The organism is Georgenia yuyongxinii, from assembly GCF_006352065.1.
In the GTDB taxonomy this organism is placed as follows: Bacteria; Actinomycetota; Actinomycetes; order Actinomycetales; family Actinomycetaceae; genus Georgenia; species Georgenia yuyongxinii.
Genome location: NZ_CP040915.1, coordinates 1738933 through 1758848 on the forward strand (window position 1 = coordinate 1738933; position 19916 = coordinate 1758848).

At 68.7% G+C, this 19916-nt stretch carries 16 protein-coding genes and 1 pseudogene; 15 read left to right on the plus strand and 2 right to left on the minus strand.

The window, feature by feature from the left end:
* Positions 1-13: 13 nt before the first annotated feature.
* From FE374_RS07900 to FE374_RS07925, 6 genes are read left to right on the plus strand one after another with little or no spacing between them, the layout of a single operon-like run.
* On the plus strand, positions 14-868 hold the full coding sequence (locus FE374_RS07900) for a MaoC/PaaZ C-terminal domain-containing protein (RefSeq protein WP_139928014.1): 855 nt from the start codon (positions 14-16) through the stop codon (positions 866-868).
* On the plus strand, positions 859-2298 hold the full coding sequence (locus FE374_RS07905; protein WP_139928016.1) for an MFS transporter: 1440 nt from the start codon (positions 859-861) through the stop codon (positions 2296-2298). Before FE374_RS07900 ends, FE374_RS07905 begins: the two co-directional genes overlap by 10 nt.
* A 2-nt stretch (positions 2299-2300) precedes the next feature.
* The gene (locus FE374_RS07910; RefSeq protein ID WP_139928018.1) at positions 2301-3065 is read left to right on the plus strand and encodes an electron transfer flavoprotein subunit beta/FixA family protein; all 765 of its coding nucleotides are present in this window, start codon (positions 2301-2303) and stop codon (positions 3063-3065) included.
* A gap of 28 nt (positions 3066-3093) precedes the next feature.
* Positions 3094-3999 carry an electron transfer flavoprotein subunit alpha/FixB family protein gene (locus tag FE374_RS07915; RefSeq protein ID WP_139928020.1) on the plus strand — a complete coding sequence of 302 codons (906 nt, stop codon included), beginning with the start codon at positions 3094-3096 and terminating at the stop codon, positions 3997-3999.
* Positions 3996-5297 (plus strand): FAD-dependent oxidoreductase, encoded by a 1302-nt coding sequence (locus FE374_RS07920; protein WP_139928022.1) that lies wholly within the window; start codon positions 3996-3998, stop codon positions 5295-5297. The genes FE374_RS07915 and FE374_RS07920 overlap by 4 nt, the downstream gene beginning before the upstream one ends.
* Entirely contained in the window at positions 5294-5581 is a 288-nt protein-coding gene (locus tag FE374_RS07925; protein ID WP_139928024.1) for a ferredoxin family protein, read from the plus strand. The genes FE374_RS07920 and FE374_RS07925 overlap by 4 nt, the downstream gene beginning before the upstream one ends.
* Positions 5582-5642: 61 nt before the next feature.
* On the opposite strand, the gene FE374_RS20185 is transcribed toward FE374_RS07925, so the two are convergent.
* Positions 5643-8240, minus strand: coding sequence for a LuxR family transcriptional regulator (locus FE374_RS20185; RefSeq protein ID WP_139928027.1), 2598 nt, complete (start codon positions 8238-8240; stop codon positions 5643-5645).
* A 463-nt stretch (positions 8241-8703) separates the two neighbouring features.
* Positions 8704-9019: pseudogene (locus FE374_RS20390) on the minus strand (transposase); the annotation flags it as partial.
* Between the two features lie 730 nt (positions 9020-9749).
* Here FE374_RS20390 and FE374_RS07940 point away from each other — a divergent pair.
* The 9 genes from FE374_RS07940 (at position 9750) to FE374_RS07980 (ending at position 19913) form a co-directional block, all read left to right on the plus strand.
* Positions 9750-10994, plus strand: a complete 1245-nt coding sequence (locus FE374_RS07940; RefSeq protein WP_139928031.1) for a RidA family protein — start codon at positions 9750-9752, stop codon at positions 10992-10994.
* 510 nt (positions 10995-11504) lie between these two features.
* Positions 11505-12062, plus strand: coding sequence for an RNase H family protein (locus FE374_RS07945; protein ID WP_168205624.1), 558 nt, complete (start codon positions 11505-11507; stop codon positions 12060-12062).
* A 287-nt stretch (positions 12063-12349) separates the two neighbouring features.
* On the plus strand, positions 12350-14050 hold the full coding sequence (locus tag FE374_RS07950) for an FAD-dependent oxidoreductase (protein WP_139928036.1): 1701 nt from the start codon (positions 12350-12352) through the stop codon (positions 14048-14050).
* A gap of 320 nt (positions 14051-14370) precedes the next feature.
* Positions 14371-15348: a substrate-binding domain-containing protein gene (locus FE374_RS07955; RefSeq protein WP_139928038.1), complete on the plus strand. Its 978-nt coding sequence runs from the start codon at positions 14371-14373 to the stop codon at positions 15346-15348.
* A 39-nt stretch (positions 15349-15387) separates the two neighbouring features.
* Positions 15388-16146: an ATP-binding cassette domain-containing protein gene (locus FE374_RS07960; protein ID WP_168205625.1), complete on the plus strand. Its 759-nt coding sequence runs from the start codon at positions 15388-15390 to the stop codon at positions 16144-16146.
* A 9-nt stretch (positions 16147-16155) separates the two neighbouring features.
* Entirely contained in the window at positions 16156-17157 is a 1002-nt protein-coding gene (locus tag FE374_RS07965) for an ABC transporter permease (RefSeq protein ID WP_139928040.1), read from the plus strand.
* On the plus strand, positions 17154-18188 hold the full coding sequence (locus FE374_RS07970; protein WP_139928042.1) for a phosphotriesterase family protein: 1035 nt from the start codon (positions 17154-17156) through the stop codon (positions 18186-18188). The genes FE374_RS07965 and FE374_RS07970 overlap by 4 nt, the downstream gene beginning before the upstream one ends.
* 28 nt (positions 18189-18216) lie before the next feature.
* On the plus strand, positions 18217-18969 hold the full coding sequence (locus FE374_RS07975; protein WP_139928044.1) for a glutamine amidotransferase: 753 nt from the start codon (positions 18217-18219) through the stop codon (positions 18967-18969).
* The gene (locus tag FE374_RS07980; protein WP_139928045.1) at positions 18969-19913 is read left to right on the plus strand and encodes a nucleoside hydrolase; all 945 of its coding nucleotides are present in this window, start codon (positions 18969-18971) and stop codon (positions 19911-19913) included. Before FE374_RS07975 ends, FE374_RS07980 begins: the two co-directional genes overlap by 1 nt.
* Positions 19914-19916 lie beyond the last annotated feature (3 nt).

The following is a 19916-nucleotide window of genomic DNA, read 5'->3' on the forward strand; positions in this document are numbered from 1 at the left end:
GAGCAGGACAGAGATGGGCATCAACACCGACATGGTCGGCCAGTGGTTCGGGCCGTTCGAGCGCGAGTACACGTTCAAGGACCTGAGCCTGTTCGCGCTCGGCTCGGGCAGCGGCATCGACGGTCGCACCGATCTGGAGTACGTCTACGAGAAGGACATGAAGGTCCTGCCGACCTTCGGGGCGATGCCGATCGTCGACTCCGAGGTCACCAAGACCATCGACTACGGCTACAACTACGCCGGTTCGCTGCACTGGAGCTTCGACCTGACGTTCCACCAGCCGATCACCAAGCTCGCCGACCGGCTCAGCACCAAGGTCCTGCTCAAGGGCCTGTACGACCGGGGACCGGGCAAGGGCCTGCTCGCCCAGCACGTGGGCGACACCTACGACGCCGACGGCAACCTGATCTTCACCAACGAGAGCTGGGACTGCCTGATCTACGACGGCGGCTGGGGCGGCCCGGCGGCCCCGAAGGACCTCGTCGAGATGCCCGAGCGCGAGCCCGACGTCGAGCTGCGTGAGCGCGTGCCGGAGAACCAGGCGCTGATCTACCGACTCTCCGGGGACTATCACCCGCAGCACGTGGACTGGGAGTACGCCGCGGAGAACGGCCAGCCCAGGCCGATCCTGCACGCGGTCAGCTTCGCGGGCATCGTCTGCCGGCACTTCGTCCGCGCGTTCGTGCCCGGCGAGCCCGAGCGACTCACCAGGTTCAAGACGCGGATCACGGCCTCGCTGCTGCCGGGGACGACCGTGGCCAGCCAGTTCTGGCGCATGGACGAGAACCGGGTGCACTTCCGCCTCGTCGACGCCGACGACCCCTCAGCCAAGCCGTTCCTCAACTGGGGTGTCATCGAATGGCGGTGAACGGCCGGGACGGCGTCGGAGCGGCCCCCGCCGGTCGGGTGCTGCTCGACGACGTCGCCATGACCCCATTCCTCAAGCGGCTCACCGTCTTCGCCAGCGGTGGCCCGTTCCTGGACGGATACGTCCTGTCGATCATCGGCGTGGCTCTCATCCAGCTGGGGCCCGAGCTCGAGCTGGACGCCGCCGCGACCGGGGCGATCGGGGTCGCGGCGATCGTCGGGCTGTTCCTCGGCACGGCGGTCGGGGGCTGGATGACGGACCGCATCGGCCGCAAGCGGATGTTCGTCATCGACATCGTCGGCATCGCCCTCATCTCAGTGGGCACGGCGTTCGTCCCGAACGTGGTCATGCTCGTCGTGATGCGGTTCCTCATCGGGATCGTCGTCGGGGCCGACTACCCGATCGCGACCTCCCTCATCGCGGAGTTCACGCCGCGCCGGCACCGCGCCGTCTCGATGGGCGTGGCCGCCGCCGCCTGGTACGTCGGTGCGAACGTCGCCTTCCTGGTCGGCTACTTCCTGCTGTCGGTCGAGGGCGGGTGGCGCTGGATGCTCGCCTCCGCGGTCGTCCCCTGCCTCGTCATCCTGGTCGGCCGTTGGGACATCCCCGAGTCGCCCCGCTGGCTCGTGCGCAACGGCCGGTCCCAGGAGGCCGCGGCCATCGTCCGCCGCATCTTCGGGACCGACGTCGAGCTCGAGCCCGAGACGACGACGAAGGTCGGCTATGCGGCCCTGTTCCGCCGCGGTCACATTGGCAAGGTCCTGTTCATCGGGACGATCTGGATGTGCCAGGCGGTTCCGATGTTCGCCATCTACACCTTCGGTCCGCAGATCATGGCGGACTTCGGTTTCGGTGAGGTGCAGACGGCGACCCTCGGGCAGATCGTCATCGGCACGTTCTTCATGGTGGGCTGCATCCCCGCCATGTTCCTGGCCAACTCCATGGGGCGGCGCAAGCTGCTGGTCGGCAGCTTCCTCGTCATGACGGTGGCCCTCGGCGTGCTGGGGATCGTGCCGGTCGCCGGAACCGTCCTCGTCATCATCTGCCTCGCGACCTACGCGTTCTTCTCGGGCGGGCCGGGCAACCTCCAGTGGCTCTACCCGAACGAGCTCTTCCCCACCGACATCCGGGCCTCCGCCACCGGTGCCGCCATGGCGTTCAGCCGGATCGGCACGGTCATCTCGACCTACGTGCTGCCGAGCTTCCTCGCCAGCCACGGCCCGCGAGCCACGATGATCGCCGGCGCCCTCATCTCCGGCCTCGGACTCGTTGTCTCGGTGCTTTTCGCCCCGGAGACCCGTGGTCTCACCCTCAACGAGTCCAGCAAGCTCGGCGTCGGCTCCCGGCGCGCCCCCTCACCCGCTCCGAGCCCCGGCGCCACCCCTCCGTCCCAACCAGCCGCCACGAGCGGATCCACGAAGGAAGCATGACGATGAAGATTGCAGTTGCCTACAAGTGGGCCCCGAACCCGCAGGACGCATCGGTCTCCCAGGAGGGGACCGTCGACTGGGGCCGGGCGAAGGCCGCCATCTCCGAGTACGACCAGGTCGCCCTCGAGGTGGGTCGACGTCTGGCGGACTCAGCTGGCGCAGAGCTCGTCGGGATCAGCGCAGGCCCCGCCGACGCCGGGAGCAGCATGGCCCGCAAGGCCGCCCTGTCCCGCGGTCTGGACCGGCTCGCGATCGTGACGGACGAGGCGCTCGCCGGTGCCACCGCCGGCCGCACCGCACGGGTGCTCGCCGAGGTCGTCGACCAGGTCGGCGACGTCGATCTCGTGCTGACCGGGGACTCCTCCGTGGACCTCGGCGCCCAGCTCGTGCCGTCGGTGCTGGGCGCGGTGCTCGGCTGGCCCGTCCTGTCGAACGTCACCGCGATCACCGGCTCCGCCGGCGACCTGACCGTGGAGCGTTCTCGCGAGGGCGGCACCCAGACGCTCCGGGTCACCGGTCCCGCGGTCCTCGCCGTGGCACCGGACGCGGCGATGCCGAGCGTGCCCGGGATGAAGGACATCCTGGCCGCCGGCAAGAAGCCCACGGACGTCCTCGACGTCCCCGTCCCCGACGCCGAGCCCGTCAGCGTCGTCGCCACCGCGCCCCCGGAGATGAAGGCCCGCAAGCGCCAGATCATCGACGGTTCCGACCCAGCGGCCGCCGCCGCCGAGCTCGTTGCCGCATTGCGCGCCGACAACCTCGTCTGAGCCCGTGACCGAAGAGCAGGAGAATCCCATGAGCAGCGCCTACATCCTTGTCGCCGACGACGCCCGGATCGGCGACCTCGTCGCCGCCGCCGCCGCCACCACCACGACCGCACTGGTCGTCGGATCGCGGGAGGTGGCCGAGCGGGTCGCCACCTCCGGCGTCGACACGGTCGTCCGCCTGGTCGGCGCCGTCGACGACGCCCCCCTCGAGGCGTACGCCGCCGCCGTCGCCGAGATCGTCGCGGAGGCGTCCCCCGACCTCGTGCTCGTGGCGACCCGGCCCGCCGAGCGCGTCCTCGCCGGCGCGGTCGTCGCCCGCACCGGTGCCCCGGTGTTCACCATGGTCAGCTCGGTGCACGTGTCCGACGGGTCTGTCGAGCTCACCCGGGACGCCTTCGGCGGTATCGCGCAGGAGACGCTCAGGGTCGCCGGCACCGCTGTGGTCGTCGTCGACGGCGGCCCGGCGGTCGAGGCCGGCACGCCGGTCGAGGTCACGGAGCGCACGGTCGAGCCCGCCCCCGGCACGACCGTCGTCGAGGACCACGCCGCCGAGCGTGCCGCCGTCGACCTGTCCCGGGCGCCCCGGATCGTCACGGCCGGACGCGGCGTCAAGGCCCGCGAGGACCTTGCCCTGGTCGACGCCCTGGCCTCCGCGCTGGATGCGGAGTCGGCGTGCTCCCGCCCGCTGGCCGAGGGCGTCGGCTGGTACAGCCGCGACCGGTACATCGGTGTCACGGGTCAGCACGTGCAGCCCGAGCTCTACGTGGCCGTCGGCGTCTCCGGCCAGCTGCAGCACGCCGTCGGCGCGCGCGGGTCCGGCACGATCGTGGCGATCAACGCCGACAAGGACTGCCCGTACTTCGCCGAGGCAGACTACTGCGTCGTCGGCGACCTGTACTCGGTCGTCCCGGCCGTGACCGAGGCGCTGTCATGACCGAGGCCGTCGAGCCGGACTTCGACGTCGTCGTCGTCGGGGCGGGTATCGCCGGGCTGGTGACGGCGTACCGCCTTGCCGAGGCCGGCCGGTCCGTCGTCGTGATCGAGCGTGGCGAGACCCCCGGCTCGAAGAACCTCTCCGGCGGCGTGCTGTACTCGCGCGTCCTCGAGCAGGTGTTCCCGAACCTGCTCGAGGAGGCGCCGGTCGAACGCCGCATCACGCGCAACTACGTCCAGTTCCTCAACGGCTCCTCCTCGGTCGGCATCGACTACCAGGACGAGCGACTGGGCGCCCCCACCAACGCGGTGACGGTGCTGCGCGCCAAGCTCGACGCCTGGATCGCCGAGCGGTGCGAGGAGGCCGGCGTCTTCCTCATGCCCGGTGTGCGGGTCGACGACGTCCTCCGCGAGGACGGTCGTGTCGTGGGGGTGCGCGCCGGCGAGGACGAGCTGCGTGCCCACGTGGTCGTGGCCGCGGACGGCGTGAACTCCTTCCTCGCACGGACGACGGGACTCCGGACGAAGCCGGCGACGAACCAGGTCGCGCTCGGGGTCAAGGCCGTCCTCGCACTGCCGGCCGAGACCATCGAGGATCGGTTCCACCTCCGCGGCGACGAGGGTGTGGCGTATGCCATCGTCGGCGACTGCACGCAGGGGATCGGCGGCGGCGGGTTCCTCTACACCAACCGCGAGTCGATCTCCGTCGGTGTGGTGCTCCGCCTCGACGCCCTCGTCGACTCGGGCAAGTCGTCCGCGGAGGTGTTCGAGCAGTATGTGCAGCACCCGTTCCTCGAACCGCTCCTGCGCGGCGGCGAGATCGTCGAGTACGGCTCGCACCTCGTCGCAGAGGGCGGCCTGGACATGGTGGGCGACATCCATACCGACGGCATGATCGTCGTCGGGGAGGCGGCCGGGCTGGCGCTCAACACGGGGCTGACCGTGCGCGGCATGGACCTCGCCGCCGCCTCGGGCATCGCAGCCGCCTCGGCGATCGACGCGGCTCTCACCACCGGTGACACGAGTGCGGCAGGGCTGGCGGGCTACCGTTCGGCACTGTTCGAGTCGTTCGCGGGCATGGACATGAAGACCTACGCCAAGGCGCCCGCATTCCTCGAGCGGGAGCGCCTCTACGAGCAGTACGGCGCCCTGCTCGCGGACGTCCTCCACGGCGCCTTCAACCACGACCTGACCCCGCGTCGCCATCTGCGCGACGTCGCCCGGGACGCGCTGCGGCGCTCACCCGTGCGCGTGCGGGATCTGATGTCCGACGCACTGGCGGGGGTACGAGCACTGTGAAGATCGGGAGCGCGGCCGAGCGGCTGGCCCAGAACCGCTTCGAGACCGACGAGCAGGAGAGCCACATCGAGGTGAACCAGGAGGTCGCCCGCCGCGCGGGCGCGGTCGACCTGCTCGTTCGGGTGTGCCCCTCCGGGGTCTACAGCAAGGAGGCGGACGGTTCGCTGTCCGTCGAGTACGCGGCGTGCTGCGAGTGCGGTGCGTGCCTGGCGGTCGCCCCGCCCGGAGCGCTGTCGTGGCGCTACCCGCGCGGCGGCATGGGGGTGCAGTTCCGGGAGGGCTGAGCACGCGACGACGCCCCGCCGGTCCGCCGGCGGGGCGTCGTCGCGCCCGGGAGACGGGCGGTCATTGCCGCCCGCAGGTGAGCCAGGTGCGCGCGGCGCGCCCGAGGTCTTCGCGGTTGTCGACCTGCAACTTCCGACACGCCGCGAAGACGTGGTTCTCCACGGTACGGACCGACAGCACCATCCGTGCCGCGATCTCCTGGTTGGTGTATCCGCGAGCGACCGCGACCGCGAGCTCGCGCTCACGGGCCGTCAGGTTCACCGCCTGGTCGAGCGGGTTGAACAGCCCGCACAGGTCACGTCCGCGCAACCCGGCTTGGCTCCATGCAGCGTCGGCGTGCGAGATCGCCGCGGTCATCTCCCCCCGGTCCATCAGCTCAACGGACCGGGCCACCGCGGTGCGCACGGCCATCTGCCCCAGGCCGGCGTGGCGTAGCACGGCTTCCTGGCGCTCGAGCTCGTCGACGTCCCGCGACGCCAGCGCCGTCGCGTAGTCCGCAAGCCGCACGAGCAACGGGGACCCCGAACCGGCCGCGATCCGGGCGATGGTGTGTGCCCGCTCCGGGCATCCGCTGCGCTCGAGAGAGCGGACCCCGGCAACCACGCCGGCACTGACGAAGCCGCGCTCGAGCCGTTCGTTCGCCAGGTCCCACAGGGCCTGCGCCACGTCCCGGTCGCTGGCGTCGGGCATCAGCGCCGGTTCCTCCGCCGCGTCCATCCACGGGTGGGGTCCCCGCAGACCTCGTAGGGTGGCGGCCTCCGTTGCCAGCACCCGGGCGTACCCCGGCTGGTTCCGCCAATGGGCACCGGACGCGGCCAGGGTGAGCAGCGCCGCCTCGTCGTGCCTGCGGTGCAGGGGCGCGGCACCGAGCTCGAGCACCGATGAGACGAGACCGTTGAGCTCGACCGCGCGGCCCTGGAGCCACAGCGCGAACGCCGCGACGTACGCATGCTCCAGCACGGTCACCGGCTCGAGCGCGGCGCGTCCTCGCCGCACACCCTCCAGTGCGTCTCGCACGGCGTCATCGAGGCGACACTGCAGAACCGCGGCCAGGCCCCGCAGCGCCGAGATGTGCTCGCCCGCCTCGGCGGGGAGAGTGTCCAGCAGTGCGAGCGCCCGGTCCGCGTCACCGGAGGCCAGCTCGATCTCGGCGGCCACCGGAATGAGCAGAGGATGACCGGTCGCGCCGGGGTCGAGCGGTCGCACGGCAGCCCGTGCCTGCTCCAAGTCACCCGCGACGAGCTCGACACGTGCGGCCCCCGCGCGGAGCACAGCATGCGCCCGGCTCCCCGCCTGACACGCGGCGTCCAGCTCGGCGAGGGCCTCGGCCCGCGTCCCGCCTGCCGACGCGCGGTACAGCGCTGCCCAGGTGGCCAGGGTGGCGCCGTCGCCGTCCGCCTCCGCCACCCTGGTCCGCTCCAGGACTGCGTCGATCTCGTAGGGGCGCGAACGGGCCTCGAGCATCGCCTCCACGAGCGCCGACCCGTGGGCGGCGGAAGCGTCCGCCTCCCACGCGCGTCGTCGCGCCTCGCACCTGGCGGTCACGTGCTGCCTGAGCATCCGGACGATGACGGCCTGCCCCGCCTTCGACGTACCGTCGGCGCCGCTGACCGCGCCCAGCCCCGCGGCCGCGAGCCGTTCCCGCGCCAACAGGTTCCGCACGGTCGGCCCCTCGTGCGTGCAGTAGTCGCCGAGCAGCGGGGGGAACACACCGACCACCTCGGTGGCGTCGGTCGGCAGCACCTGGAGCAGCCCCCGGTCGTCGAGGTCGGCCAGCACCTCCGGAGCCACGAGCTCGCGCGCGGTAACCAGGGGCAGCGTGCCGGCCGCGGCGAGCAGCGTGAGCGCGTCGAACTCGACCTCCCCGAGATCGACGAGCATCGGTTCGGCGGCCTCGGCGAGCGCGGTGGTCCACAGGTCCCCGCGGACCGTCCAGAGACCATCACGCAGAACTAGGCGGTAGTCACGCCGACCGTGCTCGACGATGGCGGCGACGAGGCCGGGCAGCCCGCCGGACTTCGCTGCGATGCGTGCGACCGCCGTCGGGTCGACCGCTCCGGGCAGCAGACCGTGCACGTACATGAGCACCTGGTCGAACGTCAGCGGGTCGAGTGCGACGCGCGCAGCACGCGTCCCGGCGGTGATCAGCCCGGCGTTGTTGTTCTGGCGGCGCCCGCGGTGGCGCATGGTCAGGAGCACCGGCACCTGCCGGTGCTCGTGGAGCGCCGCGATCGCACCTGCGCTCGTCGGGTCCAGGTCGTCGGCGTCGTCGACGACGAGCACCGACGACCCCCGCGCTCCGACGAGCGACTCGAGCGAGGTGAGCGCAGATGTCAGCGCCGGCAGCTGCCCCGGCGTGGCGCTGATGTGCACGCCGGCGACCGCAAGCGCACTGAGCGGCCGGTCACGAAGCGCCCGCAGCCCGCGTACATGGACGACGTTGACGCCCTCGCTGGTGAGTCTCTCGACGACATGACGCACCAGCGTGGACCGACCGGCGCCCCGACGGCCCACGACCGTGACGCTCGTACGCTCGCCCAGCAGGGACAGCACGCGGCCAACTTCGGCCTGGCGCAGGTCGGGCGTGATAGGCCGCGTGGCCACGGGGACGGTCGACGGTGCGGGCGCCTGCTGTGGCGCACCGGTCGACTGTGTCATCGTTCCTCCACTCCTCCGCTCGTCCACTCGTCTGCTTTGGTCCGGCCCACCAATGTTCCACGGCCCCGTGGGCGCATACCCGGACCTCCGGCCCAGCCCAACTGCACATGCTCAGAGCCTCGGCCCGTTGAATCCGGCCGAGGTTCTCTCGGTGTCTCTCGGCGATTAGGGTCTCGGTCAGCCTCGTAGGAACTCCGCTGCGAACCGTTGGGAATCAGCCGTTCTGGGAGCCCGAGGCGGCTTTGCGGAGCGCATGCAGCGGCGTTGCGGGGCGCATCCAACCATCCGTGTGGTCCTGACACTGGTAGCGGTTGCATGCCGGGAGCGCAGTTTGGCTGGTGGCGTGGCCGGAGCCTACGGCAACCCCCATTCGCAGTAGGCGCGCCTCCGCCTTCACGACCTCACGCGTCAGTACGCGGGGGCGATCGCGTCGACGAGGCCGGAGTGGGTTCAGTGGTCACCGGCGCCACCCGATCAGGCTCTCGGCGACAAGGTCGCGGAAGACGCCGGCGAGCGGCACCGGTCTCGCCGGTGGCGACCAGGACGCCGCAGACCTCGCCATGGCCGCCGTGGTTCCCCCGGTAGCCACCATGACCGATCGTTGATGACCCTGCCGCCGCCGCGGACCTTCATCCTCAACGCGTCCGCGGCGGCGACCGTGTACAGGCCGGCATCCCACGGACGGGTGCGGGAGTCGTTGACGTGGGCATGGGGGTCGTTGACCATTTCGCTGACCCGGAGGTCGACAAGGCCGTGATGCCGAGCGTCTGGCCCAGCTTGCCCCTCCACGTACACCATGTGCGGGGTTCCATCCACGACTGCACGGGCGTACTACCCGCGAGGACTGTCCATTTCCAAGTGGTGGTCACTGATGACGCCGGAGTCGATGCGTTCGGGGTGCTTTACCCGGTATGACGCCAGCAACCCAGGCGGCACAACATGAGGCGATGGGACCATGGTCACAGTACGACCGTACTAGGCGAGTGCAAGAGTGAGGCCCCGGATCTTAATGACGAGAGCAGGTGGCGGGTCGTGAGGCGATAAGTTCTGCAGCCTCCATGTTGTAGTGGGCTTTTGCGGTACTCCCGGCGCGTCCGCCGTTCCGTGAGATTCGGTCGCGATGGATTGGTGGTCGACCGAGTCCGGTCGCGCAAGCAAGTCGCGCCTCACAGCCGTGAATCGTCACCGGCTGTCCGAGGTATCGATCCGCATCCTGAGGCCCGGAGTCGTTGACCGGGGCGGACACGTCGCTGATGAGGTCGTCTGCCTGAACCACGACAGGCCCAGCTGACGGCGGCCGAGTGTGAGGTGCCTGGGCGCACGCGGGCAAGGGCAGTGTCGGTCAGCCATGTCACCGCTACGACAAGGCAATGGCCAGGGTGATGCCGACGAGCACGGGAGATCCAGAAAGGGGGTGCTGTACGGCTGGATTGCAAATTGATTAGAGGTGTCTTCGAAAAGGTACTTCAGCTAGATGTTTCAACCCGCAATCAGGAGGTAGATACCATCATGAGCACCTACAACACCATTTATGCAAGAGGCACGGACACTGCCCCGAGGAGTTCGCTGCACACTCAAACCGTCGCATTCTCTCACTACAACAACATTTCTGCCCAGCTGCCTGTCGATCCTAGATCTGGAAAGGTGGTCGCTGGTGGTGTGGCAGAGCAGGCCAGGCAGTGCCTCGCCAATATCAAGGCAATTCTGGAGAGCATCGACCATGTCATGGACGATGTTGTCAGAATCACCATCTTTCTCAGGCACATCTCCGACATCGAGGCCGTCGACGACGTTTGCGCAACCTTTTTCACGAGCTATGTTCCTACGCGGACGACACTCGCGGTTGCAGACTTGCCTATGGATGCTCTGGTGCAGATCGAGGCAGTTGTCTCGAACGGGGAGGGAACAATTCCGGGTGCACCGCAGGCAGGCGACCTCGTCAAGGTCGCAAGAAACACAGAGAATGCGCCAACGAGTCCAGGAGCCACGCAGACCGTAGCTTTCTCGCACTACAACAACATTTCAGCTCAGCTCCCGATCGACCCCGAGTCCGGCAATTTGGTCGCTGGTGGTGTGCGAGAGCAGGCCGGGCAGTGTCTGAACAACGTCAAGACGATTCTAGGGAGCATCGGCCATGTTATGGACGATGTTGTGAGGAACACCATCTTCCTCAAGAACATCTCCGACGTTAGCGCCGTGGACGAAGTCTACGCGACGTTCTTCCCGAACTATGTGCCTGCACGGACGACGGTTGCAGTTGCAGGTTTGCCGATGGACGCTCTGGTGCAAGTTGAAGCAGTTGTGTCGCACGGAGACGGCACACCCCCACAAGCCCCTGAGGACGCGCGTCGTCTCGTCATTGAGGCCAACGACACGGAAAATGCGCCCAAGGATCCGCGCTCCTCGCAGACCGTAGCGTTCTCTCATTACAACCACATTTCAGCTCAATTGCCGTTGGACCCGAGAACTGGCGGAATGGTTCCTGGCGGCACAAAAGAGCATGCTTCCCAGTGCCTGGCCAATATCCAGGCGATTCTGGAGAGCATCGATCACCGCATGGACGATGTGGTAAAGCTCAACGTCTATCTCAGGGATATGGCAGAGATCGACGCTGTGGACGAAGTCTGCACCACATACTTCCCGAGCTATGTGCCTGCACGAAGGACAGTCGGCGTGTCAGCTCTACCCGGAGACGCCCTCGTCCAGATCGAAGCAGTTGTGTCAAACGCGGAAGGAACCCCTCCAGCAGCGTAGGTGCCCGGGTGCCCCACTGGGTCGGCGCAGAACGGGTGCGCTCCCGCCCGTTGCGGCCGGTGCGGGGCACCTCGACGATGTCTTGAGAGACCAGTCGCCCATGTCGTGAACCAGCACGCGTGATGTCCTAAGACATCGGCGCCGGGCGGCACCCACGAACGTGGGTGCCGCCTTGGTCGTTGGTGGGCCCGGGTGGTGTGGGGTTCGTGCTGCCGAACCGGCTGCGGATGCCCTGCACCATGTCGGTTAGGCTCGTCCGGCGGCTCCCTCCCGTCGTCGGAGGCGGCCGCGGGCTACCGGCATCGGGGAGGAGGGCTCGTGGAGGACTGGTCTACCCAGGCCGAGCTCGGTGAGCGACTGGGCGTCGACGCTCAGGCAGTGGGTGAGCTCCTGGTGGCCGCAGGACTGAAGGTCGGGCGGCAGGCAACGGATGACGCTCTGCGACGAGGACTTGCGGAACCGGGTATGTCGGAGCTCGGGCGACCATTCGTACGGTGGCGAGCAGCCGAGGTGCTGCCCATCATCGAACCCTTGGTACAGCGCAGTGAGACGCCGACTGTCAGTAAGGGGCCCGCGCGGACGACCCGACGGCGGACGGCGGCAGCGGATCGCCCCGTGCGGGTACCGGGCACGACGTTCGACATGGTGGTCGCACTGCAGGCTGTCGCTGAGCCGAACCCTGGCCCGACTGGGTGGGCGTATGTGAATCAGGAGAACGGGGCATCCACTTCGGGTGGGTTGCCTGACGGGACGGATCAGGTGGGGGAACTGACTGCCGCGATCCACCTTCTGAACCACTCGCCGGCGGGGGCCAACCTTCTTATCAGGTCCGCATCTGAGGATCTCGTCAAGGCCGCGACGGTGTGGGGGCCGAACTGGCGGCGCAACGGGTGGAGGAAGCGCAACGGGGAGACTCCCCATAACCTCGACCTGATCCGTCTGCTGCTCGCCAAGATCGAGGAAAGATCTGGGCGCACCAGGTTCGGGCACGCCGCTGCCGACGACGAGTTCGTCAGGGTTGCCGCCCAGACCGCGGCCGAGGCGGCACGCGAGATAGCCGGGCAGTAAGCGACTCAGCAGGACTTCGGTGGGGACGTGCTCACAGCCTCCTGCGCCTGGCCTGCATGGACCGATCCTGCGCGAGCAGAGCGAACATCCACCGTGAGCTGCAGGTCAGGATCTCGGCAGGGGGAAGTTTCCGTCTGGTGTCGCGGGTCAGCTCTCACGCGCCGTCGACAGCGCGCTCGGTGATGATCGCTTCGAGACGGTGACGTGCTCTGGCGTCCCGGCAGCCCTACGAGAAGCGGCGGCGCCGCCATACTGGTGGCGACTCGGGCCATCCATGAGGAGCCGCGTTGACTGACCGATCGATCGAGACGGGGAGCTCGGGAACCCCTGCGCCGTCCCGGGCTACGCGGGCTCCGACTCCGCTGCGGGCGGATCAGATCGAGGTCCTGAGGAACTACGGGCAGACGAGAGTGACGCAGGCCGGGGAGGTCCTCTTCCGAGCGGGCGACACCACGAACGACTTCTTTGTCGTCCTAGACGGAGAGGTACGGGTGGTCGACGACTTCGCCGGCGAGGTGCGGACGATGGGCGTCTTCGGCCCAGGCACCTTCTTGGGCGACCTCTACATGCTCACCGGGCAAGGGGTGCCCCTCTCGGCGGTGGTGAGCGAGGGCGGAGAGCTGCTGGCGATCCCGCGGGAGCGTCTGAAGAAGGTCGTCACCGAGGAGTCCAAGCTCTCCAATCTCATCCTCGATACCTTCATGGCCAGGCGCTTGTTCCTGATGAGGACGGGTGTGGGCCTGAGGCTCATCGGCTCCCGTCACTCGAGAGACGCGACGCGCCTCCGGGAATTCGCCATCCGCAACCGGCTGCCCCACGTCTGGATCGAGGTCGAGGAGGACCGCAGCAAGGCAGAGGCGCTGCTCGAGAGGTTCGGTGCCACCCTTTCCGAGGCGCCGGTGGCCATCTGGCAGGGCGAAGACGTGCTCACGAACCCGACGACCCCCGAGCTGGCGCGCATCATGGGCGTCAAGGTGGACTTTCCGCGGGAGAAGACTTACGACCTCATCGTGGTCGGGGCAGGGCCTGCAGGCTTCGGCGCGGCCGTCTACGGGGCGTCTGAGGGCCTCGCTACCCTCGCCCTCGAGTCAGTGGCCTTGGGCGGGCAGGCGGGCACCAGCTCTCGGATCGAGAACTACCTGGGGTTCCCGGTGGGTCTGTCCGGCTTCGAGCTCGCCACCCGCGCCCTGGCCCAGGCCGACAAGTTCGGCGCCCAGACCGCCGTGCCCGAGGAGGCCGTGAGGCTCCGAAGGGTGAACGGCCACTACCGGATCGGGCTCGCTGAGGGCGCCGAGATCGTGGCGCGCAGCGTGATCGCCGCGACCGGGGCTCGCTACCAGAGGCTGGACGTACCCGGACTCGCGCAGTTTGAAGGCGTCAGCGTCCATTACGCGGCCACCGAGTCAGAGGTTCAGCGGTGCGAAGGCGAGGAGGTCGTCGTCGTCGGTGGTGGGAACTCCGCGGGACAGGCGGCGGTGTACTTGGCGGGACGCGCGCGCAGGGTCTACCTGCTCATCAGGGGCGGCGACCTGAGCAAGGGCATGTCGACTTACCTCGTCGATCGCGTGAGGCACGCCGAGAACGTCGAGCTGCTCGCACACACCGAGGTAGAGCTGCTGGTGGGGACGGATCGCCTGGACCAGGTCGTGGTCCGGGACAACCGCACGGGCGAGGGTCGAAGCCTCGATGCGAAGGCGCTGTTCGTCTTCATCGGGGCGCAGGCCAACACGGGCTGGCTGCGCGGAACCGCAGAGCTCGACAGACGTGGCTTCGTTCTGACGGGAAGAGCAATGGCCGATTTCGCGCTCGAGGGGGAGGCCTGGCAAGGCCTCTCGCGAGAGCCGTACCGGCTGGAGACGAGCATGCCGGGGGTGTTCGCGGCGGGCGACGTGCGCAGCGGTTCGATCAAGCGTTGCGCGTCCGCGGTGGGGGAGGGCGCCATGGCGGTGGCGTTGGTCCATCAGTATCTGGCCGAGACCGGCGTGTGACGGCTCAAGCGGGCTCATACGCTCGGCAGGTCGTGAGTTCATCCCGCCATGTCCCGTCAACGACGTCGAATCCGACGACGCGAAGGTTCCGGGGATGCTGAACCCTCGGGGCTGCAGACGCCCGATCAGGCCCAGTGCGATGACCTCCGCCTCGGCAATGAGCGTCCCTCGCGCGAGCCCCTGCTCAAGCAACCAGTCCGCGCGTCCTGGCCCCAGCGGACGTCAGAGCCACCCACGAGCAAGGGAACACCGGGCAGCCGCGCGACCGCACGCTAGTGTGACCGAACGCACAGGTGGAATCGACTGCCAATGGAGGCACCATGAACTCGCACGTGCGCCCTCGAGCCCGCATCGGCGTCGGGATCGGACTGGCTGCCGCACTGCTGCTGGCCGCGTGCAGCACCGGGAACGAGGAGCCGTCCGGCGGCGACACCGGTGACGGCGCAACGTCCGCGGCCGGTGACAGCTGCACGATCGGCATGACGCAGATCAACCAGACCGCTGTGTTCTTCACGCAGATGAACGAAGGCGCGCAGCAAGCCGCTGACGAAGCGGGCTGCGAGCTCACGATCGCGAACGCCAACAACGACTCGGCCCGGCAGAGCAGCGACATCGAGAACTTCGTCTCGCAGGGCGTCGACGCCATCATCGTCGTCGCGATCGACGTCAACGGCGTGAAGCCGGCCGTCGAAGCGGCCCGGGGCGACGGCATCCCGGTCGTGGCCATCGACGCGGAGCTCGAAGGAGTCGAGACCTTCGTCGGCGTCGACAACGAGGCGGCCGGGAAGGAGGCCGGTCAGTGGTTGGTCGACGAGGGGCTCGCCGACGGGCAGCGCTACGGCGTCGTGGACGCGAAGAACTCCTTCATCCAGAACCAGCGCGAGGAGGGCTTCCGCGGAGTGATCGACGCGGCCGGTGCCGTCTACACGCAAAGCGTCAACGGCGACAACGTCCAGGAGAAGGCGGCGACCGCGGCCCAGGATCTCGTCACCGCGCAGCCGGACCTCAACTTCGTCTACACCACCGGCGAGCCCGCCACCGTCGGTGCGGTCGCGGCGCTTCAGGGCAACACCGACACGGTCATCATCGGCTGGGACCTGACCAAGGAGGTCATCGCCGGGATCGACAGCGGTCTCGTGCGCGCCGTCATCCAGCAGAACCCCAAGCAGGAGGGCATCGAGGCCATCAACGAGCTGAAGGCCATCCTGGGCGGGGCCGAACCGCAAGGCTTCATCGGGGTGCCGATCGAGATCGTCACCAAGGACAACGTCGATGACTACCGCTCGATCTTCCCGTGAGCGAGGTGCCCTGACGTCGCCGAAGAGGACGAGACACCCATGAGCCAGGCCGGCACTGATCTCCCGACCCCGACCGCACGAGTCGAGATGGTCGACATCCGCAAGCGCTACGGGCCTCTCGAGGTGCTGCGCGGAGTCAACCTCAGGGTGGAGCCGGGCGAGGTCATCGGCCTCGTCGGTGACAACGGCGCGGGCAAGTCGACGCTGATGAAGATGCTCGCCGGCGCCGTCACACCGGACTCCGGACGCATCCTGATCGACGGTCACGAGATGACCGGGGCGGGGCCTCGCGCCGCCCGGGCGCACGGCATCGAGATGGTCTACCAGGACCTTGCGCTGTGCAACGACCTCGATGTCGCGGCCAACCTGTTCCTGGGTCGCGAGCTCTACCAGCCGTGGAGCCGGCGGCTGGGGCTCACCCGGATGCACGCCGACGCGGCCGATGACCTCGCCAAGCTGCACATCCGGATCACCGACACCACCCAAGAGGTGGGCACCTTGTCTGGTGGCCAGCGACAGGCGGTGGCGATCGCCCGTGCGGTCACCTTCGACCCGAAGGTGCTCGTGCTGGACGAGCCGACGGCGGCCCTGGCAGCCAAAGAGGTCGAGATGGTGCTGCAGCTCATTCGCGACGTCTCCGGCCGGGGGGTGAGCGTCGTTCTGATCACCCACCGCCTGCAGGACCTCTTCGAGGTCTGCGATCGCTTCGTCGTCCTGTACGAAGGCGTCCTGCACCGGGAGCTCGCCCCGGAGGACACCGATCTGGCCGAGCTCGTGACCGCCATGATGGGGAAGTGACCCACGCAGATGACCGTCACCACTACTGAGCCGGCCAGCCGCCGTAAGCCAGCCGGCGGGAGCTCGTCGTTCGTCGCCCGCCACTTCGGCGTCCTGTCCATCAGCGTCGTATTCCTGGTCCTCTTCGTCGTGTTCTCCGTCCAGGCCGACGCCTTCCTCACAGCCAACAACCTGGTCAACGTCCTGCGGCAGGTCGCCCCGACCGTCATCGTGGCCATGGCCATGACGTTCGTCATCACGACAGGCCAGATCGACCTGTCGGTCGGGTCCATCGTGGGCCTGAGCGCCGCCGCACTCGGGCTGTGGGCGGAGAGCGGGAACGCGATCGTCGCGCTGGCCCTCACGATGGTGATGGGGCTGGGGATCGGGCTCCTCAGCGGGGCACTGACCGCGTACGGCCGCCTGCAGTCCTTCATCGTCACACTCGCGGCCCTGACGGCGGTACGTGGAGTCGCCCTGCTGCTCACCGAGGGATTCAGCACGCCGATCGACTCGCCCTGGATCGTCCCGCTCGGCCAGGGCAAGCTGCTCGGGCTCTACACACCGACCTGGATCGCCCTCGCGGTCGTCGTGCTCGCGTGGTACGTCTTCAGCCAGACGCGCTTCGGCCGCTACGTGGTGGCGGTGGGCTCGAATGCCGAGTCGCTGCGACGCTCCGGCGTCGACATCCGCCGCATCAGGATGATCGTGCTCGGGATGACCGGCTTTGCCGCCGCTCTCGCCGGCGTCATCACCGCCGCGCGTCTCTCGAGCGGATCACCGAACTCCGGGACGATGTTCGAGCTTGAGGTCATCACCGCGGTCGTCCTCGGCGGGACGAGCCTCATGGGCGGACGCGGCTCGGTGATCGGATCTGCGATCGGTGCCCTCACCTTGGGCATCATCAGCAACGGGCTCGTGCTGCTCCGGGTGGACGTCTACTGGGTGCCCATCGTCCAAGGCATCATCCTGGTCGTCGCGATCCTGCTCAACAGCAAGCTCTTCGGTCGGTTCTCCCGAGCCAGCGTATGACCCGGATCAGCACCGTCACCGGGCCCATCGCCAGCACCGACCTGGGCGTCACGCTCACCCACGAGCATGTCCTCAACGACGTGACGTCCTGGTCCCACGCGACGTCCTCGACCGGCTGGGACCCCGAGGACTACGCGAACCGTCCGGTGGCCGAGGACATCCTCTGGGACCTTCGGCAGGACCCTTTCGGGAACCGCGACAACTGCCTGCTCGAGGACCGTGATGCCGCCGTGGAGGAGGTCAGCCGGTACGCCCGGCTCGGCGGGCGCACCATCATCGACACCACCGGCCTGGGCGCAGGGCGGGACCTGATCGGGCTCCGGGAGATCAGCCGGCGCACCGGCGTCACCATCATCGCGGGCACCGGGTACTACCTCGAGTCGAGCCATCCACCCGGCGTGGACGCCCTCAGCCGGGAACAGATCGCCCAACGCATCCTCGACGACCTCTCCGAAGGCGAAGATGGCATACGGCCCGGGGTCATCGGCGAGATCGGGGTGAGCTCGGACTTCACGGCAGCCGAGCGACGAAGCCTCGAAGGCGCGTTCCTGGCCCAGCGGGAAACAGGCCTGCCGGTCCAGGTGCACCTCCCGGGCTGGTTCCGGCGGGCGGACGAAGTCCTCGACATCGCGGAGGGGCTCGGCGTCGACCCCACCCGTATCGTGCTCTGCCACATGGGGCCTTCCGGCGACGACGTCACCTACCAGGAGCGCTTGCTGGGACGTGGCGCCTGGGTCCAGTACGACATGATCGGCATGGAGGTCTTCTACGCCGACCAGCAGGTGCAGTGCCCCTCCGACGAGGAGAACGCTCGCTGGCTCGCCCGACTGGTCGAGCGCGGTCACCTGAGCCAGCTGCTCATCTCGCAGGACATCTTCCTCAAGTCCTTGCTGCGCCGTCACGGCGGGCCCGGGTACGGCCACATCCTCCAGTACTTCGTCCCGCGGTTGCACCGCCACGGGCTCGACCAGACGGTGACCGACCAGTTGCTCATCGACAATCCGCGCGCCCTCTTCGACGGGCGCGGCTAGAACCAGAGTCCTCGACGAAGGAGACACGATGGCCCGCATCCTGCTGGCAGGCGAGAGCTGGATCGTTCACGAGACCCACCAGAAGGGGTTCGACCACTTCAGCAGCACGACCTTCGACACGGGCGCGGACGCCTTCATCGCCGCGGCCGCCGAGCAGGGAGTCCAGGTGGAGCAGATGTACGGCCATGACGTCCCTCGGCACTTTCCGCGCACGGTCGAAGCACTCTCCGCCTATGACGGCGTCATCATCTCCGACATCGGCTACAACTCGTTCGTCCTGACACCCGAGACGTGGAAGCACGGACAGCGCAGCGACAACTCGATGGCCGCGCTGGCGGACTGGACGCGACAGGGAGGGGGCCTGATGATGGCGGGCGGCTACCTCAGCTTCCAGGGAATCCAGGGCCTGGCCAACTTCGCCCGAAGCCCCATCGCGGACGTCCTCCCCGTCGCGATGATTCCCGGTGACGACCGCGTCGAGGTCCCGCAGGGCGCCAGTGTCGAGGTGCAAGAAGCCGACCACCCGCTGAGCTCGGCCTGCACCGGCGCGCCACAGCTGCTGGGCTACAACCAGGTGACGGCGCTGGCGGACTCCACGGTCGTGGCGACCGTGAACGGGGACGTCCTGCTCGCGACGCGCGAGGTCGGCGCCGGCCGCAGCCTCGCATGGACCTCGGACATCGGGCCGCACTGGTGCCCGCAGGAGTTCCTCGACTGGCAGGGGTTCTCCACGCTGGTCGGCGCCATGCTCCGCTGGCTGGCGGGGGAGCGGGACCACTGATGCCGCTCCCGATCATCATCGACTGCGACCCGGGACACGACGACGCGGTCGCGCTGCTCCTCGCGGTGAGCTCGCCCGCCGTCGAGCTGCTGGCGGTGACCACCTGTTTCGGCAACTGCTCGGTCGAGGACGCCACGCGCAACGCCATCCAGGTGCTGACCCTGGCGGGGGTGTCCCATGTCCCGGTCGCCGCAGGCGCGGGCGGCCCGTTGCAGGGCGACGCCACGCTGGGCAACTACGTGCACGGAGCCAGCGGCCTCGACGGCCCGCAGATGCCGGCACCGGCCTTCGAGCCGCTCGAGGAGAGCGCCGTCAGCCTGCTGTCCAGGACGCTGAGCGACCATGACGACCCGGTGACACTGGCTGTCACGGGCCCGATGACCAACATCGGCCGGCTGCTGACCGAACGGCCCGAGCTGCGTCCCAAGGTCCGTGAGGTCATCTTCATGGGCGGCTCCACCGAGCGCGGGAACCACACACCGACCGCCGAGTTCAACACCTACGCCGATCCCGAGGCCCTCGACCGGGTCCTGTCCTCGGGCGTCCCCGTCCGCATGGTCGGGCTCAACCTCACTCACCAGGCCGTGGCCACGCAGGACGTCGTCGACCGGATGCGACGGATGAACCACCGGATCGGCGAGGTCTGCGCCGCGTGGATGGGCTTCTTCGGAGACTCCTACAACAAGCTCTGGGAGTTCGAGGCGCCACCCGTCCACGACCCCTGCACCGTTGCGGCCCTGATCGACCCGGAGGTGGTCCGCTGGCGCGAGGCCTTCGTCGCCGTGGAGCTCGACGGCCGGTGGACCCGGGGCACCACGGTGGTCGACCTGTACGGCCGGTACCCCGATCGAGAGCCCAATGCCCGGGTGGCGATGGAGCTGGACGCCACCCGGTACTGGAACCTGGTCCTGGAGTCCCTGGACGACCTGGGTAGACGGTCATGAGGG

What these genes read in the sequence shown, in the direction of transcription:
- FE374_RS07965 (WP_139928040.1), top strand. Translation starts at nt 16,156, where the DNA reads ATGACCGTCACCACTACTGAGCCGGCCAGCCGCCGTAAGCCAGCCGGC.
- FE374_RS07980 (WP_139928045.1), top strand. Translation starts at nt 18,969, where the DNA reads ATGCCGCTCCCGATCATCATCGACTGCGACCCGGGACACGACGACGCG.
- FE374_RS07955 (WP_139928038.1), top strand. Translation starts at nt 14,371, where the DNA reads ATGAACTCGCACGTGCGCCCTCGAGCCCGCATCGGCGTCGGGATCGGA.
- FE374_RS07910 (WP_139928018.1), top strand. Translation starts at nt 2,301, where the DNA reads ATGAAGATTGCAGTTGCCTACAAGTGGGCCCCGAACCCGCAGGACGCA.
- FE374_RS20185 (WP_139928027.1), bottom strand. Translation starts at nt 8,240, where the DNA reads ATGACACAGTCGACCGGTGCGCCACAGCAGGCGCCCGCACCGTCGACC.
- FE374_RS07905 (WP_139928016.1), top strand. Translation starts at nt 859, where the DNA reads ATGGCGGTGAACGGCCGGGACGGCGTCGGAGCGGCCCCCGCCGGTCGG.
- FE374_RS07970 (WP_139928042.1), top strand. Translation starts at nt 17,154, where the DNA reads ATGACCCGGATCAGCACCGTCACCGGGCCCATCGCCAGCACCGACCTG.
- FE374_RS07920 (WP_139928022.1), top strand. Translation starts at nt 3,996, where the DNA reads ATGACCGAGGCCGTCGAGCCGGACTTCGACGTCGTCGTCGTCGGGGCG.
- FE374_RS07900 (WP_139928014.1), top strand. Translation starts at nt 14, where the DNA reads ATGGGCATCAACACCGACATGGTCGGCCAGTGGTTCGGGCCGTTCGAG.
- FE374_RS07915 (WP_139928020.1), top strand. Translation starts at nt 3,094, where the DNA reads ATGAGCAGCGCCTACATCCTTGTCGCCGACGACGCCCGGATCGGCGAC.
- FE374_RS07960 (WP_168205625.1), top strand. Translation starts at nt 15,388, where the DNA reads ATGAGCCAGGCCGGCACTGATCTCCCGACCCCGACCGCACGAGTCGAG.
- FE374_RS07975 (WP_139928044.1), top strand. Translation starts at nt 18,217, where the DNA reads ATGGCCCGCATCCTGCTGGCAGGCGAGAGCTGGATCGTTCACGAGACC.
- FE374_RS07940 (WP_139928031.1), top strand. Translation starts at nt 9,750, where the DNA reads ATGAGCACCTACAACACCATTTATGCAAGAGGCACGGACACTGCCCCG.